This window comes from Enemella evansiae (genome assembly GCF_002250705.1).
Lineage (GTDB): Bacteria > Actinomycetota > Actinomycetes > Propionibacteriales > Propionibacteriaceae > Enemella > Enemella evansiae.
Map to the genome: position 1 here is coordinate 224,538 of NZ_NMVP01000034.1, position 25,198 is coordinate 249,735.

A 25,198-nucleotide genomic window follows, 5' to 3' on the forward strand; every position below is an offset into this window, starting at 1 on the left:
ACATTCTGACCAATTAGCGGGAGTCAGTGTGGACCCTAGGAGACAACGTGACCAGCGTCACTCACCCGATAGACGAACTGGACCGTCGCATTCTCGCGCTGTTCGCGGCCGAGCCGCGGCTCGGCGTCCTGGAGGCCAGCCGGCGGCTCCGGGTGGCCCGCGGCACGGTGCAGGCCCGGTTGGAACGGATGCAGTCCAACGGAGTGATCACCGACTGGGCACCCACGGTGTCCCCGCAGGCCCTCGGCTACCGGGTGACCGCCTTCGTCACCTGCGAGATCGACCAGGGCGCCGGCCGGCGCCGGGTCGCCGAGCATCTGGAGTCGATCCCCGAGGTGCTGGAGTGCTGGACGATCACCGGTGACGGTGACCTGTGGGTGCGGGTGGTGGCCCGCTCGAACGCCGACGTGCAGCGGGTGATCGACCAGATGCACACCGATGCCGGGGTGCTGCGCACCTCGACCCTGATCGGGCTGGAACGCGAGTTCGGGCACCGCACCGGACCACTCGTGCAGCACACCGGTAAGGATTGACCCGTGCAACGACCCAACATCATCTACTTCCACACCCACGACACCGGCCGCTACATCGCCCCCTATGGTCACGCGGTGCCGACCCCGAACCTGCAGCGCCTGGCCGGCGACGGCGTCGTCTTCCGGCAGGCGTACGCCGCAGCGCCCACCTGCTCCCCCAGCCGCGCCGCCCTGCTCACCGGCCAGGCACCGCACACCGCGGGGATGCTCGGGCTGGCGCACCGCGGATTCGGACTGCACGACAACGGCCAGCACCTGCTGCACACGCTGCGGGCCGCCGGCTACCACACCGCGATGGTCGGCCAGCAGCACGTGTCCGCCGATCCGCACACCCTCGGTTACGACGAGGTCTTCGACACCGAGGACGTGCGCGCCGACTGGGTGCTGCCGCCCGCCGAGGCGTACCTGGCCCGCGAGCACGACCGGCCGTTCTTCCTGTCGATCGGCCTGGTGGAGACCCACACCCATCCGATCGACGGGCAGTTGTTCGGCTACCCGCCGGATGACGAGCGCTGGGTGGCGCCCGCCCCCACGGTCGCCGACGGGCCCGCCACCCGCGCCGACATGGCCGGCTTCCACGCCTCCGCCCGGGTCGCCGATGCCGCACTCGGCCGGGTGCTGGCCGCGCTCGACGCCGCCGGCCTGACCGAGAACACGCTGATCATCGTCACCACCGACCACGGCATCCCACTGCCCGGGATGAAGGGCACACTGAGCGACCGGGGCACCGGGGTGATGCTGCTGCTGCGCGGCCCGGGCTTCCGCGGAGGCCGGGTCTGCGACGCGCTGGTCTCCCAGATCGACATCTTCCCCACCCTCTGCGAGCTGCTCGGGATCGAGGTGCCCGACTGGGTGCAGGGCCGCTCCTTCCTCGGCGTGCTCGACGGCGGTGAGATCAACGAGGAGGTGTATTCCGAGCTGACCTGGCACGTCGCCTACGACCCGCAGCGCGCGATCCGCACCCGGCGCTGGAAATACGTGCAGCGGTTCAGCACCCGCGGGCTGCCGACCCCGGCCAACACCGACGACTCACCGAGCAAGGAGAGCTGGCTGGCGGCGGATTGGCCGGATCGGGAGCGGCCGTTCGCCGAGCTCTACGATCTGGCCCTCGACCCCGGTGAGGGCACCAACCTGGCCGGCCTGCCGGCGTACGCCGAGATCGAGACCGAGCTGCGGCAGCGGCTCGCGGCCTGGATGCGGCGTACCGACGACCCGTTGCTCGCCGGTCCCGTCCCGGCACCCGAGGGTTTCTGGGTCGATCCGGACCAGGTCAGCGCCCAGGTCGTCTGAGCGCGGATAGGTCGGGCCGGCCGCGGGTACCGGTGGGATGAGGGGACCACCCGCTGGACACGGTCGCGCACCGTCCGCGCGGCACTACCATCTGGTCACCTGATCGACGACGTATCTGGAGGTCCAATGTCGAACCCGTACGTGCGCATCGGCTCCGCCGCTGCCGCGGCCCTGCTGCTGCTGACCGCCGCCGCCTGTTCCAACAACAGTTCGCCGAGTTCCTCCGGCCCCGCGCCGGCCGACTTCTCCGAGCGCGGGCCGATCAGCTTCGTGGTCGGCAAGGACACCACCGGCAACATGCAGAAGGAGTTGGACACCTGGAACGCCAGGAATCCCAACGAGAAGGTGACGCTGGTCGAGTTGCCCGATTCGGCCGATCAGCAGCGCAACGTGATGCTGCAGGCCTTCCAGACCAAGAACCCCGACTACGCCGTGCTCGGCACCGACATCATCTGGACCGCCGAGTTCGCCGCGAACCAGTGGATCACCGAACTCGATCCGGCCCAGTTCGAGTTGGACGCGATGCTGGCGCCCGCGGTCGAGACCGGCAAGTACCGCAACAAGCTGTACGCCGTGCCGCAGGTCACCAACGGCGCGCTTCTCTATTACCGCAAGGATCTGCTGGACGCGGTGGGCGCCAAGCCGCCGACCACGATGGATGAGCTGAAGCAGATCTGCGCCCAGGTGAAGGCGACTCCGCAGGGGGCCGGGCTGGACTGCTACGGCGGCCAGTTCAACAAGTACGAGGGCCTCACGGTGAACTTCCAGGAGGCCGTCGGCGGCTCCGGCGGCCAGCTCGTGGACAGCGCCGGCACCAAGGCGATGGTGAACACCCCGCAGGCCACCCAGGGTCTGCAGTGGATGGTCGACTCCTTCAACGACGGCACGATTCCCCGGGCCGCGATGACCTGGAAGGAGGAGGAGAGCCGGCAGGCGTTCCAGAGCGGCAAGCTGGTCTTCATGCGCAACTGGCCGCACGTCTACTCGCTCGCCTCCAAGACCGACGGGTCCTCCCAGGTCGCCGGCAAGTTCGATGTCACCAAGATCCCGGCCCTGCCCGGTGGTTCCACCGGGGTGTCCAGCCTCGGCGGTCAGAATCTGGCGGTGAGCCAGTTCGGCCGGAACAAGGGCACCGCGGTCGACTTCATCAAGTACATGACCTCGAACGAGACGATGCAGCAGCGCACCCTGGCCACCTCCCGGGCCGCGGCGCGGGCATCGATCTACACCGATCCGGTGATCACCGAGAAGCTGAACTACATGCCGACGCTGCTCGATTCGTTGAAGACCGCGCAGCCGCGGCCGGTGGTGGTCAAGTACGGCGATGTCACCGTGGCCATCCAGGATTCCGTCTATGGCGCCCTGCAGGGGCAGAAGAAGCCGGATCAGGCGCTGACCGAGCTGCAGACGAGGTTGGACACGCTGATCAAGTGATCGCTGCCCCTCACCGAGGGGTGCCGGACCGGCGATACGTCACAATGTCTTCACCATGGAGACAGTAGGCCGCTATCGCTTGGTCCGGCGCATCGGCGCCGGGTCCTTCGCGACGGTCTGGCTGGGCCGCGACGACGATCTCGACGTCGATGTCGCGGTGAAGATCCTGGCCGACAACTGGGCGGGCAACGACAATGTGCGCAACCGCTTCTTGGCCGAGGCCCGGTTGATGCGCCGGATCCGCGATCCCCGGGTGGTGCGGGTCTATGACATCGGGTCGCTGCCCGACGGCCGCCCCTACTTCGTGATGGACCACTGCGATGCCGGGTCGCTGCAGGATCTGCGCCGGGAACCGACCGATCCGGCGACCGCACTGCATCTGTGCGCGGAGGCCTGCCGCGCGCTGGCGGTGGTGCACCGGGCCCAGGTGGTGCATCGCGACGTCACCCCGGGCAATCTGCTGCTGGATCGCTCCTCCGGGTCGCTGCGGGTGATGCTCGCCGATCTCGGGGTGGCCAAGGAGATGGTCGAGCAGGCCGGGGCGACGATGACCGCCGGCACCCCGGCGTACATGGCCCCCGAGCAGGCGACCGGTGATCCGCTCGGGCCGCGCAGCGATCTGTACGCGATGGCGTGCGTCACCTATGCGGTGCTGACCGGGCAGCCGCCGTTCCCGGTCCGCTCGGTGCAGGATCTGTTGCGGCGCCCGCCGGGTACGATGCCGCCGCTGCTGTCCCCGGTGCTCGGTACGCCGCCGCGGCTCGACGAGGTGCTGATCGCCGCCCTCTCCTTCGACCCGGCACTGCGTCCGCCGAGCGCGGAGATCATGGCCGAGGAACTCGACCGGGCCGCCGCCCAGCTGCCGATGCCGGAGCGGATCCAGAGCACCCAGGTGCGCCCCCGGCTGGCCGGCCCGCTGCCGGATGGTCAGCTGCCGAGTGGCCCGCCGCCGCACTGGCCGCACTCGGCGTCCATCCCGCCGACCCCGACCAGCCTGCCGCCGACCACCCATCCCTCGGGGATCAGCCAGGTGCACGGCCCGCTGCCGGTGGCAGAGGAGGACGACACCCCGCTGTGGCAGCACTGGACCCTGGTCGGGCTGATCGCCCTGCTGGTCTTCCTCGGGGTGATCGCACTGACGATCGTCGCCCTGGGCTGAGGCCCTAGAGTCCCTTGCATGACAGCGATTCCCGAACCGCTCACCCCCGCCGAATCCTGGACCGGCCGCGACGACGGCCCCGGCACCGGGCCGCGCTGGCACCAGGTCGTGACGGTCGGTGCGGATGCCGGGTCGGGACCGGTGCTGATCGGCTTCCGCAGTGATGAGGGGGTGCGCCGCAACCGGGGCCGCCCGGGTGCGGCCGACGGCCCCGCTGCCCTGCGCCGCGCGCTGGCCCCGCTCGCGGTGCCCGAGGGACTGACGATCACCGATCTCGGCGACGTGGTCGTCGACACCGATCTGGAAACCGGCCAACGGGGGCTCGGCGCCCATACCGGATCGGCGCTGGGCGCGCACCGCCCGGTGGTGGTGCTCGGCGGCGGCCACGAGGTGGCCCGTGCCAGCTATCTGGGCCTGCGGGCGGGCGGGCGGCTGGACGGCCGCCGGCTCGGCGTACTCAATCTCGATGCGCACTTCGATCTGCGTCGGGCTGAGCGGGCGACCTCAGGCACCCCGTTCCGGCAGATCGCCGAGGACGAGCACCGTGCCGGCCGGCGGCTGGACTATCTGGTGCTGGGGATCGCGCGCTCGGCCAACACCAGCGACCTGTTCGCGACCGCGGACCGGATCGGTGCCGAGTACCGCCTGGACGTCGACTGCCAGCAGACCGACCAGGCAGCGATCGCTGAGCAGGTCGGCGGCTTCCTGGACCGGGTGGACGTGGTGCACCTGACCGTCGATCTGGACTGTCTGCCGGCCGCGGTCGCACCCGGAGTGAGCGCCCCGGCCGGCCTCGGCATCCCGCTGACGGTCCTGCTCCAGGTGGTCGCCCAGGTCGCCCGCAGCGGCCGGTTGGCGCTGCTGGACATCGCCGAACTGAACCCGCTGTTCGACCAGGATTCCCGGACCGCGCGGACCGCGGCCCGGATCATCCACGAGGTGGTGACGAACTGGGCGGAGTGATCAGCTCTTCCGACTGATCGCCCACTCGCGGATCAGGTCGATCCGCTGCTGCAGCTGATCCTCGTCGGCGGCGGCGGTCGGCGGGCCGCCGGTGGCCTCGCGGAGCTGGGTGTGGATCACCCCGTGCGGCTGGTTGGTGCGGTGGTGCCAGGCGCCGACCAGGCCGTTGAGCTCCTTGCGCAGGTCGCGGAGTCGGCGGTGGGTGGCCTGCCCGACGGCCCGTTGCTGCTGCTCACCACCGGCGGCCGAGGCGCGGCTGAAGTGCTCGTGCTGGCGGCGCTGCAGCAGGTCGCGGACCTGGTCGGGTTCCAGCAGTCCGGGGATGCCGAGATAGTCCTGCTCCTCGGCGGAGCCGGCCATCGCCTGCAGGCCGAAGTCGGCGCCGTCGAAAACCACCTTGTCGAAGTCGGCCTCGCTGGCCAGCGCGGTGAACTCGCCCTGCTCCTCGACCAGCTCGCTGGAGGCCTCTTCCTCGCGCTGCGCCTCGGCGAGCATCAGCTCCTCCTCGTTGTCCGCGCCCCCGGAGATCTTCAACACGTGGTCGCGCTGCACCTCCATGTCGGCGGCATAGCGCAGCAGATTCGACACACTGGGCACGAACACCGAGGCGGTCTCGCCGCGGGTCCGGGCGCGGACGAACCGGCCGACCGCCTGGGCGAAGAACAGCGGGGTCATCGTGGTGGTGGCGTACACCCCGACCGCCAGCCGCGGCACGTCGACCCCCTCGGAGACCATCCGGACCGCGACCATCCAGCGTTCGTCGGACTCGGCGAACTTCGAGATCTTCTTGCTCGCACCGGCCTCGTCGGAGAGCACCACGGTGGGCTGCTTGCCGGTGATCCGCTTCAGGATGGCGGCGTACGCCCGGGCGCGTTCCTGGTCGGTGGCGATCACCAGTCCCCCGGCGTCCGGGACGTGCCGGCGCACCTCGCTCAACCGGGTGTCCGCGGCCTGCAGCACCGCCGGGATCCAGGCGCCCTGCGGGTCCAGCGCGGTCCGCAGGGCCTGGGATTCCAGGTCCTTGGTGAGCGGGGTCCCGAGCCGGGCGGCGACCTCCTCCCCCGCGCGGGTCTTCCAGCTCATGTCACCGGAATAGGACAGGAACAGCACCGGGCGCACGATGTGGTCGGCGAGCGCCTCCCCATAGCCGTAGGAATAGTCGGCGACCGAGCGCAGCCCACCCCGGCCGTCGGGTTCGTAACGCACGAAGGGAATCGGGTTGGTATCGGAGCGGAACGGGGTGCCGGTCAGCATCAGCCGGCGGCGGGCCGGATCGAAGGCCTCACGCACCGATTCGCCCCAGCTGAGCGCGTCGCCGGCATGGTGCACCTCGTCCAGGATCACCAGCGTGTTCGCCTGCTCGACCCGGATCCGCAGCGCCAGCGGATTGGTGGCCACACCGGCGTAGGTCAGCGCGAACCCGTCGAACTCGCGGGAGCTCTTCCCCTGCTTGCTGCCGAAGTTCGGGTCGATGTTGATGCCGACCCGGTGCGCGGCCTCGGCCCACTGGGTCTTCAGGTGCTCGGTCGGGGCGACCACGATGATCCGCTGGATCACCCGGCGCTGCAGCAGGTCGGCGGCCAGGGTGAGCGCGAAGGAGGTCTTGCCCGCACCCGGGGTGGCGACGGCGAGGAAGTCCCGCGGATTCTCCTCGCGATACTTCGCCAGCGCCGCGGCCTGCCAGGCGCGCAGCGTCTTGACCGTGCCCCAGGCGGCCTTCTGCGGGAACGCCGGGGAGAGGCCCTTGGCCTGCAGATCAGGGACATCGCTGTCGCTGAACAGGTCGGGCTCACTCACTGGCCCCATGTTAGAGCCGCTCCCCCAACCAACTCGAATCGGGCGGGTGGCGGTGAGATCACTCCGATTCGCTGCCCAGCACGCCCTGCAGCCGCCAGATCCGCAGCGCGAACAGCAGGTCGACGCTGCGCGGGGGCGTACGCCAGTCCTCACCGAGCAGGGACCCGATCCGCTCGCAGCGCTGGCCGACGGTGTTCACATGGATGTTCAGGGCCTTCGCGGCCGCCGAGATGCCGTGCTCCAGCACCTCGGCCGCGGTCTCGGTGAGCTGGGTACCGCGGTCGCGGTCGTAGCCGAGCAGCGGTTCGAGGTGGGACTCCAGCAGATCCGCCACGACCTCCGGGGAGACCCCACCGATGAGCAGCGCCGCGATGCCCAGTTCGTCCGCGCCGCGGTGCCCGGGCCCGGTACGCAGGCACTGCTGGACCGCCAGCGCCTGGTGCGCCCGGCGCTGGATCCGGTCGGCCTCGGCGAGCCCGGTGCCGTGCGCCCAGCCGATCTGCGGATGCAGCTCGGCCAGCCGGGACACCAGCAGCCCGGCGATCTCGGCCGGGTCGGCGCCCTGCAGCACCACACAGACCTGCCCCCGGTGCCGGGCCACCACCATCCGGGTGTCGGGGAGCAGCTGCCGCAGCCTGGTCATCGTCTGCTGCTGGCGTTCGGGGGCGACCGCCACCACCAGCACCGCCAACCGCCCCTGGGCGGTGAACCCCATCCGGCGCAACCGGCGCAGCGAGTCCGCCCGGCCGGCGAAGACATCCGCCAGCAGTTCCGGCTCCTGCAGGTGATCCAACCGGTCCCGCAGCCCCTCCACCTGCTCGGTGGCACGGTGCAGCCGCCACGCCATCGCCGCCATCGCGGCCATCGCCTGCACCGCCCGGACCACCCCGGGGCCGAAGATGGTCGGCCGACGCTGGGCGATGAGCAACGCCCCGTGGACCTGACCGTCGAGCCGCAGCGGGGCACCGTGGATGGCCCGGACCCCCTCGCCGCGCACCACGCTGTCGATGTGGGCGAGGTGGTTCAGCTCCGCATCGGCCAGGTAGTCGCGGGTCTGCACCTCGGTCCCGCCGGCGGCGACACTGCCCAGCACTCCGGTCCCCAGCGGCATCCGGATGTTCTGGTAGGCCGGGGTGCGGACGCCGTCCCACAGCTCGATCCAGGTCTCACCGGCGACCAGATCGTTGCGGCTCAGATAGGCCATATCCGCGCCCAGCAGGGTCCGGGTGCGGCGTACCACCGCCTGCAGCACCAACCGGCTGTCGCGGATGCTGGCCATGTCGACCGCGCACCCCTCCAGGGCGGCGGCGAGTGCACCGGGATCCGGGTCGGCCATGGTCGGTTTGCCGACCCGGCTGCGTGTGACGGCCATCACCAGCGATAGTAACCAGTCGGTGTCCGGGGCATACATGGTGCCCGCCCGAAAATGTGTCGCCACCCCATGGTCGGGCCGTCGCCGTTTTCCAAGAATGGAAGGCAACTTCACCGACGAAGGGGGTCCCATGTCAGAGTTCAAGGCACACCTGTTGCGCACCGGGGTGATGGAGGCCGACGCCACCTGGTTGCTGCTGAAACCGGGCAAGGTGATCCGGGATCGCAGCCACAAGAACGATCCGGTGGTCTGGACCGAGGTGCCCACCCACGCGATCCTGATCGACCATCCCGAGGGCAAGATCCTCTGGGACACCGGCGTACCCCGCGACTGGGCCGAACGCTGGGCGCCGACCGGACTGCAGGAGTTCTTCCCGGTGATCGACCCGGTCGACGGCCCGGGCTATCTGGACACCTCACTGGCCGAGATCGGGCTCGGCCCCGACGACATCGACATCCTGGTGCTCTCCCATCTGCACTTCGACCATGCGGCGAACGCGAAGATGTTCCCCAACGCCAAGGTGATCGTGCACGCCGACGAGCTGGCCGGGGTCAAGACCATCGAGGGCGACTTCGCCGGCGCCCACCTGCTCAGCGACTTCCAGGGCCTGCCGATGGACACCGTCAGCGGGGACACCGAACTGGTCGACGGGGTCACCCTGATCTCCACCCCCGGCCACACCTGGGGCACCATGTCGCTGCAGCTGGATCTGCCCGATCAGGGCACCAAGATCTTCACCTCCGATGCGGTCTATCTCAGCGACTCGTGGGGGCCGCCCGCGATCGGCGCGGCCATCGTCTGGGACAACCTGAAGTGGTTGGAATCGGTGGAGAAGCTGCGCGGCATCGCCGAGCGCACGAACGCCGAGGTCATCTTCGGCCACGACGGCGAGCAGGCGAAGACCCTGCCCTTCGCCCCGAACGCCTACTACCACTGAGGCACCGGCGATGATCCTCTACGACTTCCGGTGCAGCACCGGACACGAGTTCGAGGCCGCGGTGGCCTCGATGACCGCCGACAATCCGGCCTGCCCCGCCTGCGATTCCAGTACCAGAAGGGTTTTCTCGCGGATCAACCTCGGCAACTCCGCGTCGGCGGGTCATTCCCGCGAGGAGATGCCGCGCAGTTGGCAGGCCACCGGCGGCGGGGACCGGGACACCATTCGGCACTGGCACAAGCAGGCCAGCCAACGCGAGAAATTGGAACAGAAATATCCCGAGCTGGCCGGGGACCGGCGCCCGGTCCTGGCCCACGAGGGACGCTTCCACGACAAGCCGCTGCGAGCGGGCGACAACCCGGGAGACTGGACATGAGCGAGCAACAGATTCACGAAGAGACCATCTTCACCTGGGGTGCACCGCCCCTGAAGTTCGGCGCCGGGGCGGTCGATGAGATCGGCTTCGACCTCAGCCAGTACGACGTCGGCCGCGTGCTGATCATCACCGACGCCGGGGTCGCCGCCACCGGCATCGCCGACCGGGTGCAGGAGTGCCTGACCCGTTACGACATCAAATCCGAGATCTACGCCGAGTCCCACGTCGAACCGACCGACGAGAGCTTCGAGCGGGCCATCGCGTACGCCAAGGAGAACGGCCCCTTCGACGGTTTCGTCGCCCTGGGCGGCGGCAGTTCCATCGACACCGCCAAGGCGGTGAACCTGCTGACCACCTACCCCGGTGAGCTGATGGACTATGTGAACAAGCCGATCGGGCGGGCCCAGACGCCGCCCGGGCCGCTGAAGCCGCTGATCGCGATCCCGACCACCGCCGGTACGGGGGCCGAGTCGACCGCCGTCTGCATCATGGACATCTTGTCGATGAAGGTGAAGTCGGGGCTCAGCCACTGGCGGCTGCGCCCGACGATGGCGGTGATCGATCCGCTGGTCACCCTCGATCTGCCGCCGATGGTGAGCGCCGCCTCGGGGATGGACATCCTCTGTCACGCGGCCGAGTCCTACACCGCCAAGCCCTACACCCAGGGCCCGCGGAAGAAGCCCGAGGAGCGGGTCACCTACTGCGGGGCCAATCCGGTCTCCGATCTCTGGTCGGAGCGGGCCATGCAGCTGCTGGCCAGCTCGTTCAGGACCGCGGTCCACCACGGCGACGATGTGAATGCCCGCAACGAGATGATGATGGCGGCCACCTTCGCCGGGATGGGGTTCGGCAATGCCGGCGTCCACATCCCGCACGCCAACGCCTACCCGATCGCCGGCATGGTCCGCGACTACACGCCGCCGGACTACCCGCAGGACGAGCCGATGGTGCCGCACGGGATGGCCGTCTCGCTGACCGCGCCGGAGGCATTCCGGTTCTCCTTCGAGGCAGCCCCGGAACGGCATCTGCGGGTGGCCGAGCTGCTGAACCCGGACGCGCCGAAGCAGCAGGATCCGGCCGAGCAGCTGCCGAGCGTGCTGATCGAGCTGATGGCCGACATCGGCATCCCGAACGGCATCGGCGCGGTCGGCTACACCGAGGACGATGTGGCGGACCTGGCGGCCGGCACGATGAAGCAGCAGCGGCTGCTCACCACCTGCGCCCGGACACCCACCGAGGAGGACATCCGCGGCATCCTCAGCCGGTCGATCAGCAACTGGTGAGCGGGGTCGTCAACCGATCGGTGCTGATCCCGGCGCCCTGATCTCACCGATCCGGGAGGAGGTGAGCACGCCGAGCAGGGCGACCAGCACCATCGCGCCGAGGACGGCGGCGAAGGTGGCGTTCGGCAGCGCGGTCAGGTGCAGGGCGGCGAAGATGGTGCCGGCCAGCCCGGTCACGATCGAGTTGCCGAGCGATTCGCCGGAGGTCAGCGCGGAGGCGTTGCGGCCCTGCTCGGCGGGCCGGGAGAGGGTGATCTGGGCGAGCCCGGTGGAGGAGATCAACAGCCCCATGCCGAAGCCGGCGAACGGCCAGATCAGCCAGGCGGTACCGACCCACAGCGACGGCCACCAGGCGACCGCCGCACAGCCGCTCAGGCCCACGGCGACCGAGACGGCGCCCAGGGTGATCATCTGGTGCCGACCCAGTCGGAACCAGCGCCTGGCCTGCAGCCAGGAGCCGACGAACCAGCCGAGCGAGCCGACCGTGAGCATCGCGCCGGCGATCCCGAGCGACTGGCCGCGCAGTTGCACCAGCATCAGCGGGATGAACGATTCGCCGCCGAAGAACGCGCCGGCGACCAGGGCGCGGGAGGAGACCACCGCCGGCAGCCCGCGACCGAGGGTGAGGAAGCCGCGCGGCATCAGCCGGGGCAGGGCGAGGGCCAGGAGCAGTACGCCGGCCAGGGCGGCCACCGCGACCAGCCAGTCGAGGCGGATCGAGACGCGCTGCCCGGCGTACTGCAGCGCGACCGCGGCGGCGGCCAGCACCAGCCCGACCCAGGCCGGTACCGGAGAGCGGTCGCCGGCCTCCCGCGGGCGCCGCTGCAGGCGTACCAGGGGTGGGCCGGCGAGCAGCGCGGCGAGCAGGATCAGCGGCAGGATGCCGAGGAAGACCCAGTGCCAGGACCAGGTGGTGGTCACCCACGCCGAGAGTGGCGGACCGACGAAGGCGGGCAGGATCCAGCAGGCGCTGAACGCGGTCATCATCGCCGGCCGCTGATCCTCGTCGAACGCCTTCGCGATCACCACATAGAGCCCGACGTTCAACGCTCCCCCGCCCAGGCCCTGGATCAGCCGGCCGAGCAGCAGCATCCACATCGCCGGCGCCAGGCCGGCGACCAGCAGCCCGATCGCGAAGCAGGCGGCGCCGAAGGCCAGCGGCGGCAGCGGCCCGCGCCGGTCGGAGAGCCGGCCGGCGGTCACCGACCCGGCGAGCATGCCGACCATGTAGAGGCTGAACGCCCACGCGTACCACTCCACCCGGCCCAGTTGGGTGGCGGCCGCTGGCATCGCCGTGCTGACCGCGATCCCCTCGAAGGCGGTCGCGAACACCCCGGCGAGCATCCCGACCGCCAACGGGCGGCGGTCGATCTCGGTGGTCGGCTGCGGGGGCATGGGGTTCATCCCACCAGTTCGGGCGGGCTCGGCCAAACCGGTTTCCCGCGGCCACGGGGGGCTCGACAGCCCGCGTATGATTCGAGATGTGAGCGAGACCCAGACCGAGACCGAGATCGGCACCGGATCCCAGACGGTGCTCGATGAGCGCACCGAGTATCGCTACGACGAGGGCGATCACGAGCGTTTCTCGCACTATGTGCCCAAGGAGAAGCTGACCGAGGCGATGGTGATGGGTACGCCGGTCGTCGCCCTGTGCGGCAAGATCTGGGTGCCCTCCCGCAACCCGGACCGATTCCCGGTCTGCCCGCAGTGCAAGGAGATCTGGGAATCGATGCGCTCCGGCGACGGTGACGGCGGCGACGCCGAGTAACCACGGTCATCGAGCAGGTCGCGCAGCGACCGTGTCGAGATGACCTCCGGTCGAACAACTGATCAGTGTTGCCCTCCGGGCACGCCACAATGAGGCATGCGCTTCGATGTGCCCGTCGACCACGACCAGCTCCGCCGGACGCGCCGCCGGGCGAAGTACGCGAGCCTGTTCCAGGTGGCCGTCTATCTGATTGCAGCGGTGATCATCGGAACCATGGCCTTGACCATGGATGGGGCGGACGGCTTCCTCGCCCTGGCCCTGCTGTTCCTGACCCTCGGCGTCGCTCTGGCGATGCTGCTGCTCTTCGGCCGATCGAACTGGTACAGCGGCGCGGACGTGCCCCCGGCCGCGCTCACCCTCGATCCGTGGGGCGTCACCGCCTACATCGAGCGCCAGCCGGCCCGACAGATCCCGTGGCCGCAGGCGCGGCTCTCTCTCGGCAGCAAGATGGGCCAACCGATGTTGCGGCTGGACTCCCCCGGCCAGAAGCCGCTGTTCTGGGGTATCAGGATCCTGGCGGTCCCACCGGCGGAGATCGACCGAGCGATCCGTGCGATGACCAACGGGCAGCGCGCCCTCGGTCACTGAGGCGGGGCATCTCGACACGCTCGCTGCGCGAGCTACTCGATGATCGTTGGTGGGATTCGAGCAGCGTCAGTAGCGGTAGCTGTCCGGCTTGAACGGGCCGGCGACGGGTACGCCGAGGTAGTCGGCCTGCTTGGGGGTCAGCTCGGACAGGCGTACGCCCAGCGAGGCCAGGTGCAGCCGGGCGACCTCCTCGTCCAGGTGCTTGGGCAGCACGTAGACACCGACCGGGTACTCCGAGGGCTTGGTGAACAGCTCGATCTGGGCCAGCACCTGGTTGGTGAAGGAGTTGCTCATCACGAAGCTCGGATGCCCCGTCGCGTTGCCCAGATTCAGCAACCGGCCCTCGGAGAGCACGATGATCGAGTGCCCGTCCGCGAAGGTCCACTGGTGCACCTGCGGCTTGATCTCGAGCTTCTCGATACCGGGCAGCTTGGCCAACCCGGCCATGTCGATCTCGTTGTCGAAGTGGCCGATGTTGCCGACGATCGCCTGGTGCTTCATCCGGCTCATCTGCTCGGCGGTGATCACGTCCAGGCAACCGGTGGCGGTGACGAAGATGTCGGCGATCTCGACCACGTCATCGAGGGTCGCGACCTGATAGCCGTCCATGGCGGCCTGCAGGGCGCAGATCGGGTCGACCTCGGTGATGATCACCCGCGCTCCCTGCCCACGCAGGGATTCCGCGCATCCCTTGCCGACATCGCCATAGCCGCAGACGACCGCGACCTTGCCGCCGATCAGCACGTCGGTGGCGCGGTTGATGCCGTCGATCAGCGAGTGCCGGCAGCCGTACTTGTTGTCGAACTTGGACTTGGTGACCGAATCGTTGACGTTGATCGCCGGGAACAGCAGCTGCTGTTCCCGCTCCATCTCATAGAGCCGGTGCACCCCGGTGGTGGTCTCCTCGGTGACACCCTGGAGCGAGTTCGCGAGCGCGATCCAGTCGGTCTTCTGCTCGGCCAGGTTGCGCCTGATCAGCGCGACGATGACCTGCAGCTCCTCGGGATCGTCCTCACCGGCCTCCGGCAGTTCACCGGTCTTGACCGCCTCGACGGCCTTGTGCACCAGCAGGGTCGCGTCGCCACCGTCGTCGAGGATCATGTTCGGCTGCTGGCCGTCGGGCCAGCTGAGGATCTGCTCGGTGCAGTCCCAGTACTCCGCCAGGGTCTCGCCCTTCCAGGCGAAGACCGGTACGCCGGCCGGCTGCTCGGGCGTACCGGAGCCGACCACGATGGCCGCCGCCGCGTGGTCCTGGGTGGAGAAGATGTTGCAGGACGCCCAGCGCACCTCGGCCCCGAGCGCGACCAGGGTCTCGATCAGCACGGCGGTCTGCACGGTCATGTGCAGCGAGCCGGCGATCCGCGCCCCCTTCAGCGGCTGGGAATCGGCGTACCGCTCCCGCATCGCCATCAGCCCGGGCATCTCGTGCTCGGCGAGGGTGATCTCCTTGCGGCCGAAGTCGGCCAGAGACAGGTCTGCTACGCGGTGATCCACGACCAGTGAGCCTATCCGCCGGGTGGTTGGGGTGTCGAAACGTACGCCGCGGTCCCACAAGGCGGAAACTTCCCGGCCCCGGCGCGCGACAAGCGGTCCCCCGGGGCCGCACAGTTGCAGCATCACAGCTTCTCGGGGGAACGACATGAACACCAGGACCAAGCGCATCACCGGCGGGATCGCGGCAGCCGCCGCCCTCACCCTGGTACCGGGCATCTGGTACGCCAGCACCGCCTCGGCGGCGATGAGCCCGGACACCAAGCGACTCTGCGGGCAGAGCTGCTCGATCAACTTTCCGCTGAGCGCCAGCAGCGAGGGTGTGAACGAGGGCAGCGGTGTGAAGACCACCCTGCAGGGCAAGCCCGGTACCTACTCGGTGCGGGTCTTCATCGGTGAGAACCCCGACAAGGAGAACAGGGCGACCAGCCTGCGGGCGGTCGGCCCGGTGACCCGGGTGACCGTGAAGGACAACGGTTATTCGGAGCCGACCGTGGTCAAGGTGGATCCGCTGAAGGCGCCGCTGACCGGCGGCAAGAAGTTCACCGTGCAGCTTGCCGATGCCAAGGACGCCAAGTCGCTCGTCGGCGGGACCGCGGGCAGCAAGGGTGCGGCCCTTTTCACGGTGAACTCGCGCCGGGCGCTGGTGATGGACACCCAGAGTTTCGCCAACGGGTCGAACTTCACCCTGGTGCAGGCGGGGCTGCAGGGCGATCGCTTCCAGATGCAGATCAAGGACCCGAAGAAGGGCTGGGTGTCGATCACCAGGACCGAGTGCGTGATGAACGCCCAGCGCACCTGCAAGATCGAGTGGGCCTACCCCGCCGGCGCCACCCCGGAGTCGGAACTGCGGGTGGTGAACCTGGCGAACCCGAACGACGCGATCTGGAGCTACCGCAAGCAGGGCCCGGGCTCGTCGCCGAAGCCCACCCCGGACAAGACGGCCAAGCCCACCGCGAAGCCGACGCCGGACAAGACCGCGAAGCCCACCGCGAAGCCCACCCCGGACAAGACCGCAAAACCGACCGCGAAGCCCACCCCGGACAGGACCGCGAAACCGACGGCGACCCCGAGCACCGACAAGACGGCCAAGCCGTCGCCGAAGCCGACCACCCCGAAGGGTGGCGAGACGCCGAAGCCGACGACTCCGCCCAAGGGTGGCGAGTCCCCGAAGCCGACCACCCCGCCGAAGGGTGGCGAGACCCCGGCCCCGGAGCCGACGAATCCGCCCGCTCCCGAACCGACCAGCCCGACCGGACCCGACGGCGGCGCCGACCAGGGTGGCGATACCGGCACCCCGGCGGGCGGCACCGACACCGGCACGGATTCCGGAACCGACGCCGGCACGGTGGACGACGGCTTCGGCCCGGACGTCAAGGACAGCAAGGAAACCGTCGGCGGCCTGGCCAGCACCGGGTTCTGACCCGATCGGTCAGCGAGCGCTGCCGTCCAGGCCGACCTCGAGGTATGCCGCGGCGTAGAACCCGGTCTGCAGCAGTGCCGCATACCGGGCCAGTTCGGAACCGTCGTGGTGCTGCACCACGTTGACCCGGACATCGCGGCCCTCGGCCATCGCGACCAGCCGATTGCGGGCCACCTGGACCATCTCGTCGCCGTGGCCGTCATCGAGCACCAGCAGCGTCGGCCGCCGGTCGGTAACGGTCTGCTCGAACGGGTCGGCGAACGGGTCACGGGCCTGCGCGGCGTCGAGCACGATCAGCAGTGCCTCGGCGTCGGCGGCCAGTGCCGGCCGGCCGGACGCGGCCCGGATCGCCTCCGCGACCCGGCGGGAGGCGCGGGCGGCGAGCACCGACCCGCCCCAGACCAGCGGCTGCGCGTCGGCCATGCCGAGCGCCAGATCCTTGCCCGGGTTGGCGGCCAGATCGACGTACGGCGAGCACTCCTCGGCCACCGCATCCATCGCATCGGCCACCGCCAGCAGATCCACCGCCGGCCCCAGCTGCAGCTGCGCGAGCGCGCCGAGGATCAGCGCGGCGGCGGCCAACGGGTCCTCGGTGCTGGTCGGCAGCAGCGTGGTGGCCCGCGAGCCGGCGTACTCGGCGATCGAGGAGACCTGCGGGCAGGCGATCACCAGGCTGCAGCCCCGGCGTACCGCCTCGTGCACAGTGGCAACCAGATCCGGCGTACCGCCCTCGGGCGCCACCACCACGACCAGATCGAGCGGGCCCACCCAGCCGGGCAGGCCGTGCCGCGGCCAGGCGACGAACGGGACCGGGCAGGTCGGCTCCAACATGGCCCGGATCAGCCGCGCCTCCGTCCCGGCGGCGATCACCGCCCGCGGACGCAACGGCTCCAACTGCTGCAACGGCTCGCTCGCCGACCCGTGCTCGATCCGCAACCGGGCACCGGCACCGGCCAACCGGCGCAACAACCCGTCGGACCGCTGCAGGGCCTCGGGATCCTCCAGGCGCGCGTCGTCGAACTCGTCCATCGCTGACTCCCCCGGTTAGCGGTGCCGGGCCTCATCGACCAGCAGCACCGGGATCTGATCGACCACCGGGTACGCCAGCGCGCATTCGGGATTGCTGCAGACCAGCTCGGAGCGCTCGTGGTCGACCGCCAGCCGGGAATGGCAGTTCGGGCAGGCCAGGATCGCCAACAGCTCGGGCGAGAGATGTACGCCGGTCTCCGCGGTCACTGCTGCCCCCTCACCAGCGCGAGCACCTCGTCGCGCAACGCTGCCATCTGCTTCGGATCCTTCGCCTCGACGTTCAGCCGCAGCAGCGGCTCGGTGTTCGACGGGCGCAGGTTGACCCACCAATCGGGCCCGTTGACCATCAGCCCGTCGGGGAAACCGACCTCGCCGCGGCCGGCGAAGGCCTCGGCCACCTTGTCCATCGCCTGCTTGGCGTCGGCGACGGTGGAGTTGATCTCGCCCGAGGAGGCGTACCGGTCGAAACGCTGCACCAGTCTCGACAGCGGCTCATCGCTGCGGCCGAGCATCGCCAGCACGTGCAGGCCGGCGAGCATCCCGGTGTCGGCGCTCCAGAAGTCGCGGAAGTAGTAGTGCGCGGAGTGCTCGCCGCCGAAGATCGCGTCCCGCTCGGCCATCGCGGCCTTCACATAGGTGTGGCCGACCCGGGAGACGACCGTCTCGCCACCCTCCTCGGCGACCACCTCGGCGACCGTGCGGGAGGTGATCGTGTTGATCACGATCGTGCTGCCCGGTTCGCGGCGCAGCTCCTGGCAGGCGATCAGCGCGGTCACCGCGGACGGGTTCACCACCGCACCGGTCTCGTCGATGATGAAGCAGCGGTCCGCGTCGCCGTCGAAGACCAGCGCCAGATCGGCGCCGTTGTCGCGGACCGCGCGCTGCGCGTCGACCAGGTTCTCCGGCTCCAGCGGGTTCGGCTGATGGTTCGGGAAGGAACCGTCGAGATCGAGGAACAGCCCGACCATCTCCACATCCAGGCCGGCCAGCACGCTCGGCACGGTGTGCCCGCCCATCCCGTTGCCGGCGTCCACGACGACCTTGAGCCGGCGCATCCCCTCGGTCGGTACCAACGAGTGCAGGTGGTCCACATAGGCCGGCAGCAGATCCTGCTCGCGCCGGGTACCGGTGACCCGCGCCGCGGGCTTGGTCTCCTTGGCCTCGAAGTCGAACGCCTTGCGGGCGATGTCGATCAACTGCTTCGGGGTGACCGGGCGGGCACCGGAGAGGCAGAACTTGATCCCGTTGTAGGTGGCGGGATTGTGCGAGGCGGTGAACTGTACGCCGGGCAGCTCGAGTCGCCCGGAGGCGAACCAGAGCTCGTCGGTGCTGGCCAGGCCGATGTCGATCACATCGGCACCGCGCGACATCGCCCCCTCGGCGAAGGCCCGGCTCAGCTCCTCACCGGTGACCCGCATGTCGCGGCCGAGTACGAAGGCGCCCTCGGCCTTGGTCAGGTCGAGCGTCTCGACGAAGGCGACCCCCAGGGCGTACGCCCCCTCGGCGTCCCACTGGGCATCCGCACCGCCGGCCAGGCCGCGGATGTCGTTGGCTTTGAAGATCTCTTGGCTCAGCATCACCGGCAGCCTATCGCCCTCACCCAGTCGATTGGGTGTCGCCGCTGGACGTTTCCTCGGAGTTCTCCCGGGGGTTGTTCCGGCTCAGGCGTCCGGATCGGCGAGGACGGTGAGATGGCCCCGCCGGGCGAGTTCGACGACGCGGCCGCCGGCGGTGGCGTCGGCGGGCGGCGGGTCGAGCGCGAACCCCACCTCGCGGACCGCGTTCGCGAGCGCGAGCAGGTCGTCGCTGCTCGGTTCGGCATCGGCGTCCTCGGCGGCCGGCAGCCGGATCACCTCCCAGCCCCGCGGGGCCGACAGGTTGGCCTCATGCCGCTGACAGAGGTCGTAACCGTTCGGGTCGGACTGCAGCGCCAGGGGCCCGAGCACGGCCGTGGAGTCGGCGTACACATAGGTCAGGGTGGCCACGGCGGCGGCCGAGCAGCCGGTGCGGGAACAGACCCTGGATCTCACCCGAAGACGTTAACGCGCAAGTGCAGTGAGCTCACGCGCGGCGCGCCATGACCCCGCTCTTCGGCCCCTTGGCTTCGACTCGCTCGTACCTCGCTCGCTCAGCCGGCGTACCGAGGATGATGGGGGCATGGAGATCTCCGCTGCCCTGTCCTTCGCCGAGAGCAACCACCGAGCCGTGCTGACCACCCGGCGCCGCGACGACGGCGTCCAGTCCTCACCGGTGATCACCGCCGCCCTCGACGGCCGGATCGTGATCTCGAGCCGGGCGTCACTGGCGAAGGTACGCAACCTGCTCCGCGACCCGCGGGCCTCGATCGTCATCACCACCGACGCCTTCTTCGGCCGGTGGGTGCAGATCGACGGCACCGCGACGATCCGCGACCAGTCCGATCCGGCCACCCTGGACCGGCTCGTCGAGATCTATCGCGCGATCGCCGGGGAGCATCCGGACTGGGACGACTACCGGCGCTCGATGGTCGTCGAGGAGCGGGTGGTCATCGAGATCGCCCCGGAGCGGGTCTCCGGTCAACTCGGCTGAGCGGGGCGGGTCGGGTTCATCTCGACACGCCAGCCATTGCTCCGCTTCGCTCCGCATGGCTGGCTACTCGATGAACGTTCTTGGCCGTCAGTCGGCCTCGCCGTATCCCTCGGGGTCGAGTTCGTCCACACCGATACCGGTGAGCGCGGAGAGCTGCTCGATGACCGTGCGGTGCACCAGGATCTTCAACCCGCGCGGGGTGGCGGCACGCAGCTCCAGCGGCCGGCGGTAGATCACCACCCGGGCCGGGCGGTCGTCGGTGGCCTCGACGGCGGCGGCCAGCGGCACCTGGTTGCCGGTCCAGGCGACCTCCAGATGCGGCACCTCTTCCCAGCCGATCTGCACCCGGGCCAGCGCCTCCGGGCGGCGGCGAGCGATCCGCGCCACCGATTCGGCGACCGCGTCGGTGAAGAACGCCTCGCGGTTCCGGGCCCGGTTCAGCGGTACCGGCGGCATCCCGGGCCGGGGCCGGGCCAGCGGTCCGCGCAGGCCGCGGGCATGCCGGTCGCGATGGCTGCTCATCGTCCCACCTCCGGGTCGTGTTCGGGATCGACGTCGACGGTGCCCTCCTCGGGCACCGACAGCGGTGCGGTCGCCAGGCCGGCGAGCGGACCCGATCCGGAGGTCAGCACCACCCCGGCGTACAACTGACTGTCCCGCGGGGTACGCACCTGGACCGCGGCCGGCTGGTCGACCTGCTTGATCTCCCACAGATTGCTGCGGCCCGCCGCCACCGGCAACTCGGTCGCCATCAGCTCCCGGCCGCTGCTGTCCACCAGTCTCAGCGGCACCGTGGCGTCCCGGATCCCGTTGTTGGAGACCACCACCGCGCCGGTGGCCCCGGAGGCGACCGCGATCGCGGCGATGCTGCTGCCGGCCAGCTCCGGCGCCGACGGCTGGACGGCGAGATCGGCCTCGGCGGGGTTGTCGCTGCTGCGCGCCAGCACCGCGGCGACCAGCGGCTGGTCCGCGGTCACCCGGACCGCGCCGATGTCACCGTTGAGCCCGCGGGTGAGCGGCAACCGGACCGTCGACTCGGCGTTCACGTCGACACCCGCCGCATCGGCCGGGGCGAAGGTGCCGTCGGGTCCGATCACCTCGATCTTGGCGGTGGTACGCCGGGCGCCCGGGTTGGTCAGGACGAGTTCGCGCGACCCGGGCCCGTCCGGTACGCCGGGTACGACCTGCAGCGGCGACGGCTCGGTGGAGGCGGTCTGCCAGTCGCTGCCGGCCGGTTGGGCGCCCTCACTGGCGCGCTGGCGTACCGTCGTGAAGACCCGACCACGGCTGGTCCGCACCTCCATCCCGACCGGTTCGACACCGGGGTTCGCGGCACCGGCGAACAGCGATTCCAGCGCGACCTCACGGGTCGAGTGCCCGGGTACGGTCACCCCGCGCCCACCGGCCGCGGCCAGCGGGCCGCTCGGACCGTAGAACCGCAGATCGACCTCGGCCTGCCCGGCGTCGGGGTTGATCAGCGTCAGTTGACTGCGCACGCTCGCCCCGCTCCCCCCGGGATCCCCGGAGAGCCCGGTGAACCAGGCCGAGGTGCTCGGGGCACCGCAGCGCGCCAGGCCGAGTCCCCGATCGGGACCACCGGTCGGGCTCTCGTACGCCGCAGCGGCCGATCCCTGGCTCTGCCGCCCCTCGGCCACCAGCACCATCGGCTGGTCCGCGCTGGCCACGGTCATCCCCTTCCCCGCCGGAATCGGCACCGGATCCCCGGCGGCCAGGGAGCGCAGCCCGAGCGTGCCCCAGCTGGTCGCCGAGACCGCGTTGATGGTCGCCGCGGCCGGGCAGACGGTGACGGTGCGACCCTCGGCCGCCACCGGCGGCAGCGGCCGTGGCTGCTTGACCGGCAGCGCGGCACCGCCGAACACCAGCCCGGCGCCGGCCGCCGCCACGGCGAGCACGGCCAGGGGTCGCAGGACGGTCTTCATCGCTCCTCCTCCGCACGGACCGCCCGGACCGCCCGGGCCGCGACCGGTTCGGGTTCACCGAGCCCGAGCCGCTCCTGGCGCCGCTGCCGGGCCCCGGCGAGCGAGGGCGCCGCGAGCAGCGCGACCAGCACCAGCCCGATCAGCTGGGCCAGCGCCAACCAGCCCCGCCATGGGTCGGCGAGCCGCACCTCGAGCCGGCCCGCCCCGCCCGGTACCTCGAAGCTGGTCCGGTCCACACCGGTCCGGCCGGTCAGTTCGTTGCCGTTGAAGGTGACCCGCCAGCGGGGGTCGGTCGGTTCGCTGAGCACCAGTTGCCGCGGGCCGCCGGCGGCCGGCAGGTCGGCCCCCGCAGCGGCACCGCGGGCGTCCAGCACGACCGGGCGGTCACCGGTGACGACCCAGCGGCCGGCGGTCTGCGGCACGGTCCAGACGGTGGCGGTCTCGTCACCGGAGGCGGTACCCAGGCCGGGGGTGTTGTTGATCCGCGACTTCTGCTCCTCGCTGGCGCCGGTGACCCAGACATGGCCGACGGCCAGCCCGGCCAGATCGTCGGCCACCTGCTCGTCACCGTTGCCGGCGACCAACCGGGCGACGACACCGCGGGTGTGCTGCTGCATGGTGCCGGAGCCGCCGAAGGCGAGCCCCCGGTCGGCGTCACCGAGGCGGAGCTGGTCCCCCGCGATCAGCGACCAGGACATCGACGGGCCCTCGATCCGGATCGCGAGCACCCGGGTCCGGGCCGGGGAGTTCATCGCATTGCGCAGATAGGGCGCCAGCGTGCTGCCGCTCTCCCGATGGACGGGGCCGTGGGCACCCAGCATCGCCCACCAGACCGCGCCGGTACCGACCGCGGCCACCGTCACCGCGACCACCAGCAGGGTGCCCAGGTGCGCCAGCCCGAAGCTGCGCCGCCCGAGCGCCGCCGGCACCAGGTCCAGGCCGAGCGCGCCGGCGTACACCAGTGCCGCGAAGCCGATGAGCAGCAGCGCCACCGGTTCGGGCCGGACCCGGGTGCCCTGCGGCAACGTGGTGGCGAGCTGGCGGGACAGCAGCACCGCCAGCGCGAACGCCGCCAGCGCGGTACCGATCGCGGCCCAGACGGCGGGCGCGGCGGGGCGCAGCGCGACCCCGAGCAGCCCCCACAGCCACAGGGTGCCGAAGAAGATCGCGGCGACCCAGAGGATCGGGGTGCCGGCACCGGGGGTGAGACCGAGCAGCAGCTGCCAGACCGGCCCGACCGCGACGCCGCCGAGGCCGGCATCGGGGCCGACGAACAACCGGGTCCAGCCGTTCAGCACCGCGGGCCACCAGGGCGCCAGCAGCACCAGCGGGACCGCGGCGGCGACCACCAGCCGCAGCACCCGGCCGCGCTCCCGGCGTACCCGGATCGCTGCGATCAGGCCGCCGAGCAACGCCAGCGCCCCCACCGGTGGATAGCAGGCGATCAGCACGGTGAGCAGCAGCCCGCTCGCCCAGGCGGGGCGCCAGGATTCCGGTCCGGTGGTGGGCCGCCGCAGCAGCGCCCGGATGGTGACGGCCAGCAGCGGGAGGAACACCGCGACGGCCAGCGGTGCGATCAACCCGCGGTTCACCGCGCCGAGCAGCGCGACCAGCAGGGCGTAGAGCACGGTGGCGGCGATCCGGACGCGGGTGTCGGCGACGGTACGCCGCAGCAGCGGCTGTGCGGCGAGCGCGGCCGCCGGCACCACGAACAGCAGCCCGAGCGCCACCAGCAGCACCGGGCGGCCGAAGGACAGGGTGGAGAACAGCGCGGTGAACCCCAGCCAGGGCGGCGCCGAGAGCCCCGGGGCACCGACGATCGGGTCGAGATAGGCACGGTAGGCGTCGGTGAGGGTGCTGCGGGCGGGCAGCAGCCATGCCGAGGCGGGACTGCCGGGCCCGATCAGGGTGCGGCCGGCGAACAGCGCGGTCATCGTGAGCAGCAGGGTGAGGACCGCGGTCGGGTTGGTCCACAGGCTGCGGCGATCGGGGTCCGCGCCGGCGGCGAAGTCGTCACCGGTCAGCTCGTCGATCGAGGTACCGGCCTCGGGGCCACGGGCCGGGCCCCGGCCGGGGAGATATTCGCGGACCGCGTCGGCGGCGCTGCGCAGGCCGGCCCAGCGGTCGGGCCGCAACCGGGCCACCTCGGCGGCGGACTCGGCGGAGGCGGCTGCGGGGATCCGGGTGCGCAGCGAGCGGGTCCGCGGGTTGCCGACGAAATCGCCGACCGCGGCCAGTTCGGCGCGGGCCAGGGCGGGCGCCTTGCCGAGCAGATAACCGAGGGCGCGCAGCCAGCCGGCGAGGACGAGTCTGATGCTGGACCAGCCGCCGGCATGGTGGGCGGCCACGGTACGCAGGGCCAGTTCCCGGTCGGTACCGTGCGGGTCGTCACCGATCAGCCCGGATCGGCGCAGCCCGGTACGCCCGGCCTGGCGGTGGGTGATCCGGGCATCGGGGCAGGTCCACACCTGGTAGCCGGCCGCGGTCGCCCGCCAGCCCAGGTCGACCCCGTCGCGGAACAGCGGCAGCTCCGGTGCCAGCCCGCCGAGCTCGGCGTACACCTCCCGGCGGATCAGCAGACCGCAGGTGGAGACCGCCAGCACCCGCCGCGCGGTGTGCTGGCCCTGGTCGATCTCGCCCGGTTCCAGGTCGAGCTCGCGGCGGCCGGAATCGGAGATCGACACGCCGACCTCGCTGAGCCGGGCGGGTCCGTCACCGCGGTGCGGCTGCAGCAGTTTGGGACCCAGCAGGGCCGCATCCGGATGGGCCAGCTGGCCGGCGAGGAGCTGCTGCAGGCTGTCGGGGTCGACGGTGATGTCGTCGTGCAGCAGCCAGAGCCATTCACCGGGTCGGGGTTCGGCGGCTTCCAGTGCCCGCTGCACCGCGGCGCCGAAACCGTCGGTGGTCTCACCGGCAAGGACCTCATCGAACAGGCCGCTGTCGCGGAGCTGGGCCGCGGTGTCGTCATCGGAGCCGGTGTCGACCGCCAGCCAGCGGTCCGGGCGGCGGGTCAGCTGCTGCAGGGAGGTGAGCGCCGGACCCAGCCAGGCCTGCGCGTTGTGGGCGACCAGGATCGCGGTGACCGGGATGCCGGTGGTGTCGACGGGGGTGTCTGCGGGTTCCTCACTGGCCCACGCCCACGGGTCGAGCCGATCCGCATCGAGGGGGGCTCCCAACGATCGCCGGGCGCCGGCCTCGGGCTGCTCAGGCATCGATTCGGAAACCTCACTGCGTACTTGGTGCCGGG

23 protein-coding genes are annotated in these 25,198 nt (G+C 70.9%); 12 read left to right on the forward strand and 11 right to left on the reverse strand.

Features of this window, described 5'->3' with window-relative positions; all coding sequences use genetic code 11:
* Positions 1 to 47: 47 nt before the first annotated feature.
* From BI335_RS16530 to hutG, 5 genes are all read left to right on the forward strand, one after another.
* The gene (locus BI335_RS16530; RefSeq protein WP_229118129.1) at positions 48 to 533 is read left to right on the forward strand and encodes an Lrp/AsnC family transcriptional regulator; all 486 of its coding nucleotides are present in this window, start codon (positions 48 to 50) and stop codon (positions 531 to 533) included.
* 3 nt (positions 534 to 536) lie between these two features.
* Positions 537 to 1,823, forward strand: coding sequence for a sulfatase family protein (locus BI335_RS16535; RefSeq protein ID WP_094432236.1), 1,287 nt, complete (start codon positions 537 to 539; stop codon positions 1,821 to 1,823).
* A 126-nt stretch (positions 1,824 to 1,949) separates the two neighbouring features.
* The gene (locus BI335_RS16540) at positions 1,950 to 3,257 is read left to right on the forward strand and encodes an ABC transporter substrate-binding protein (protein ID WP_094355794.1); all 1,308 of its coding nucleotides are present in this window, start codon (positions 1,950 to 1,952) and stop codon (positions 3,255 to 3,257) included.
* A gap of 55 nt (positions 3,258 to 3,312) precedes the next feature.
* Positions 3,313 to 4,416, forward strand: a complete 1,104-nt coding sequence (locus tag BI335_RS16545; RefSeq protein ID WP_094432238.1) for a serine/threonine-protein kinase — start codon at positions 3,313 to 3,315, stop codon at positions 4,414 to 4,416.
* Positions 4,417 to 4,434: 18 nt separating this feature from the next.
* Positions 4,435 to 5,379, forward strand: a complete 945-nt coding sequence (hutG, locus tag BI335_RS16550) for a formimidoylglutamase (protein WP_094432240.1) — start codon at positions 4,435 to 4,437, stop codon at positions 5,377 to 5,379.
* On the opposite strand, the gene BI335_RS16555 is transcribed toward hutG, so the two are convergent.
* Both BI335_RS16555 and BI335_RS16560 read right to left on the reverse strand, forming a co-directional pair.
* On the reverse strand, positions 5,380 to 7,185 hold the full coding sequence (locus BI335_RS16555) for a DEAD/DEAH box helicase (protein WP_094428671.1): 1,806 nt from the start codon (positions 7,183 to 7,185) through the stop codon (positions 5,380 to 5,382).
* Positions 7,186 to 7,234: 49 nt separating this feature from the next.
* The gene (locus tag BI335_RS16560; protein WP_166646845.1) at positions 7,235 to 8,548 is read right to left on the reverse strand and encodes a helix-turn-helix domain-containing protein; all 1,314 of its coding nucleotides are present in this window, start codon (positions 8,546 to 8,548) and stop codon (positions 7,235 to 7,237) included.
* Between the two features lie 130 nt (positions 8,549 to 8,678).
* Between BI335_RS16560 and BI335_RS16565 the strand changes: the two genes are divergently transcribed.
* Genes BI335_RS16565 through BI335_RS16575 form a run of 3 tightly spaced genes read left to right on the forward strand, consistent with a single transcriptional unit; the run spans position 8,679 to position 11,144 of the window.
* Complete coding sequence (locus tag BI335_RS16565; protein ID WP_094432245.1) at positions 8,679 to 9,485, forward strand: N-acyl homoserine lactonase family protein; 807 nt, start codon at positions 8,679 to 8,681, stop codon at positions 9,483 to 9,485.
* A gap of 10 nt (positions 9,486 to 9,495) precedes the next feature.
* Positions 9,496 to 9,861, forward strand: a complete 366-nt coding sequence (locus BI335_RS16570; RefSeq protein WP_094432247.1) for an FmdB family zinc ribbon protein — start codon at positions 9,496 to 9,498, stop codon at positions 9,859 to 9,861.
* On the forward strand, positions 9,858 to 11,144 hold the full coding sequence (locus BI335_RS16575; RefSeq protein ID WP_094432250.1) for a hydroxyacid-oxoacid transhydrogenase: 1,287 nt from the start codon (positions 9,858 to 9,860) through the stop codon (positions 11,142 to 11,144). The genes BI335_RS16570 and BI335_RS16575 overlap by 4 nt, the downstream gene beginning before the upstream one ends.
* A gap of 9 nt (positions 11,145 to 11,153) precedes the next feature.
* Here BI335_RS16575 and BI335_RS16580 read toward each other — a convergent pair whose 3' ends face one another.
* Positions 11,154 to 12,539 (reverse strand): MFS transporter, encoded by a 1,386-nt coding sequence (locus tag BI335_RS16580; RefSeq protein WP_166646846.1) that lies wholly within the window; start codon positions 12,537 to 12,539, stop codon positions 11,154 to 11,156.
* Positions 12,540 to 12,627: 88 nt separating this feature from the next.
* On the opposite strand from BI335_RS16580, the gene BI335_RS16585 reads away from it, so the two are divergent.
* Together BI335_RS16585 and BI335_RS16590 are read left to right on the forward strand one after the other, a co-directional pair.
* On the forward strand, positions 12,628 to 12,912 hold the full coding sequence (locus BI335_RS16585) for a DUF3039 domain-containing protein (RefSeq protein WP_229119651.1): 285 nt from the start codon (positions 12,628 to 12,630) through the stop codon (positions 12,910 to 12,912).
* Between the two features lie 96 nt (positions 12,913 to 13,008).
* Complete coding sequence (locus tag BI335_RS16590; protein WP_094432257.1) at positions 13,009 to 13,500, forward strand: hypothetical protein; 492 nt, start codon at positions 13,009 to 13,011, stop codon at positions 13,498 to 13,500.
* Between the two features lie 66 nt (positions 13,501 to 13,566).
* Here BI335_RS16590 and ahcY read toward each other — a convergent pair whose 3' ends face one another.
* Positions 13,567 to 14,994: an adenosylhomocysteinase gene (ahcY, locus tag BI335_RS16595; RefSeq protein ID WP_407644080.1), complete on the reverse strand. Its 1,428-nt coding sequence runs from the start codon at positions 14,992 to 14,994 to the stop codon at positions 13,567 to 13,569.
* A 145-nt stretch (positions 14,995 to 15,139) separates the two neighbouring features.
* Here ahcY and BI335_RS16600 point away from each other — a divergent pair, with 145 nt between their 5' ends.
* Entirely contained in the window at positions 15,140 to 16,414 is a 1,275-nt protein-coding gene (locus BI335_RS16600) for a hypothetical protein (protein WP_094432259.1), read from the forward strand.
* 9 nt (positions 16,415 to 16,423) lie between these two features.
* Here the strand turns inward: BI335_RS16600 and BI335_RS16605 are convergent, their stop codons facing one another.
* The 4 genes from BI335_RS16605 to BI335_RS16620 all read right to left on the reverse strand — a co-directional run bounded on the left by BI335_RS16605 (position 16,424) and on the right by BI335_RS16620 (position 19,473).
* Complete coding sequence (locus tag BI335_RS16605; protein WP_094432261.1) at positions 16,424 to 17,443, reverse strand: SIS domain-containing protein; 1,020 nt, start codon at positions 17,441 to 17,443, stop codon at positions 16,424 to 16,426.
* Positions 17,444 to 17,458: 15 nt separating this feature from the next.
* Entirely contained in the window at positions 17,459 to 17,650 is a 192-nt protein-coding gene (locus BI335_RS16610) for a Trm112 family protein (RefSeq protein WP_094355780.1), read from the reverse strand.
* Entirely contained in the window at positions 17,647 to 19,020 is a 1,374-nt protein-coding gene (locus BI335_RS16615; protein WP_094432264.1) for a phosphohexomutase domain-containing protein, read from the reverse strand. Before BI335_RS16615 ends, BI335_RS16610 begins: the two co-directional genes overlap by 4 nt.
* An 84-nt stretch (positions 19,021 to 19,104) precedes the next feature.
* A complete protein-coding gene (locus tag BI335_RS16620) occupies positions 19,105 to 19,473 on the reverse strand; it encodes a DUF3499 domain-containing protein (RefSeq protein ID WP_094406812.1) in 369 nt (122 codons plus the stop codon).
* Between the two features lie 127 nt (positions 19,474 to 19,600).
* Here BI335_RS16620 and BI335_RS16625 point away from each other — a divergent pair, with 127 nt between their 5' ends.
* Positions 19,601 to 20,011 carry a PPOX class F420-dependent oxidoreductase gene (locus BI335_RS16625; protein WP_094432267.1) on the forward strand — a complete coding sequence of 137 codons (411 nt, stop codon included), beginning with the start codon at positions 19,601 to 19,603 and terminating at the stop codon, positions 20,009 to 20,011.
* An 87-nt stretch (positions 20,012 to 20,098) separates the two neighbouring features.
* Here BI335_RS16625 and BI335_RS16630 read toward each other — a convergent pair whose 3' ends face one another.
* The 3 genes from BI335_RS16630 to BI335_RS16640 are packed head-to-tail and all read right to left on the reverse strand — an operon-like array spanning position 20,099 to position 25,163.
* Positions 20,099 to 20,533, reverse strand: coding sequence for a metallopeptidase family protein (locus tag BI335_RS16630; protein ID WP_094355776.1), 435 nt, complete (start codon positions 20,531 to 20,533; stop codon positions 20,099 to 20,101).
* Entirely contained in the window at positions 20,530 to 21,951 is a 1,422-nt protein-coding gene (locus BI335_RS16635; RefSeq protein WP_094432269.1) for a DUF5719 family protein, read from the reverse strand. Before BI335_RS16635 ends, BI335_RS16630 begins: the two co-directional genes overlap by 4 nt.
* Entirely contained in the window at positions 21,948 to 25,163 is a 3,216-nt protein-coding gene (locus tag BI335_RS16640) for a glycosyltransferase family 2 protein (RefSeq protein ID WP_094432271.1), read from the reverse strand. Before BI335_RS16640 ends, BI335_RS16635 begins: the two co-directional genes overlap by 4 nt.
* Positions 25,164 to 25,198: the final 35 nt, after the last annotated feature.

Coding starts and splice junctions, on each gene's coding strand:
- BI335_RS16540 (WP_094355794.1), top strand. CDS start 1,950: ATGTCGAACCCGTACGTGCGCATCGGCTCCGCCGCTGCCGCGGCCCTG.
- BI335_RS16545 (WP_094432238.1), top strand. CDS start 3,313: ATGGAGACAGTAGGCCGCTATCGCTTGGTCCGGCGCATCGGCGCCGGG.
- hutG (WP_094432240.1), top strand. CDS start 4,435: ATGACAGCGATTCCCGAACCGCTCACCCCCGCCGAATCCTGGACCGGC.
- BI335_RS16555 (WP_094428671.1), bottom strand. CDS start 7,185: ATGGGGCCAGTGAGTGAGCCCGACCTGTTCAGCGACAGCGATGTCCCT.
- BI335_RS16560 (WP_166646845.1), bottom strand. CDS start 8,548: ATGGCCGTCACACGCAGCCGGGTCGGCAAACCGACCATGGCCGACCCG.
- BI335_RS16565 (WP_094432245.1), top strand. CDS start 8,679: ATGTCAGAGTTCAAGGCACACCTGTTGCGCACCGGGGTGATGGAGGCC.
- BI335_RS16570 (WP_094432247.1), top strand. CDS start 9,496: ATGATCCTCTACGACTTCCGGTGCAGCACCGGACACGAGTTCGAGGCC.
- BI335_RS16575 (WP_094432250.1), top strand. CDS start 9,858: ATGAGCGAGCAACAGATTCACGAAGAGACCATCTTCACCTGGGGTGCA.
- BI335_RS16580 (WP_166646846.1), bottom strand. CDS start 12,539: ATGCCCCCGCAGCCGACCACCGAGATCGACCGCCGCCCGTTGGCGGTC.
- BI335_RS16590 (WP_094432257.1), top strand. CDS start 13,009: ATGCGCTTCGATGTGCCCGTCGACCACGACCAGCTCCGCCGGACGCGC.
- BI335_RS16600 (WP_094432259.1), top strand. CDS start 15,140: ATGAACACCAGGACCAAGCGCATCACCGGCGGGATCGCGGCAGCCGCC.
- BI335_RS16605 (WP_094432261.1), bottom strand. CDS start 17,443: ATGGACGAGTTCGACGACGCGCGCCTGGAGGATCCCGAGGCCCTGCAG.
- BI335_RS16615 (WP_094432264.1), bottom strand. CDS start 19,020: ATGCTGAGCCAAGAGATCTTCAAAGCCAACGACATCCGCGGCCTGGCC.
- BI335_RS16625 (WP_094432267.1), top strand. CDS start 19,601: ATGGAGATCTCCGCTGCCCTGTCCTTCGCCGAGAGCAACCACCGAGCC.
- BI335_RS16630 (WP_094355776.1), bottom strand. CDS start 20,533: ATGAGCAGCCATCGCGACCGGCATGCCCGCGGCCTGCGCGGACCGCTG.
- BI335_RS16635 (WP_094432269.1), bottom strand. CDS start 21,951: ATGAAGACCGTCCTGCGACCCCTGGCCGTGCTCGCCGTGGCGGCGGCC.
- BI335_RS16640 (WP_094432271.1), bottom strand. CDS start 25,163: ATGCCTGAGCAGCCCGAGGCCGGCGCCCGGCGATCGTTGGGAGCCCCC.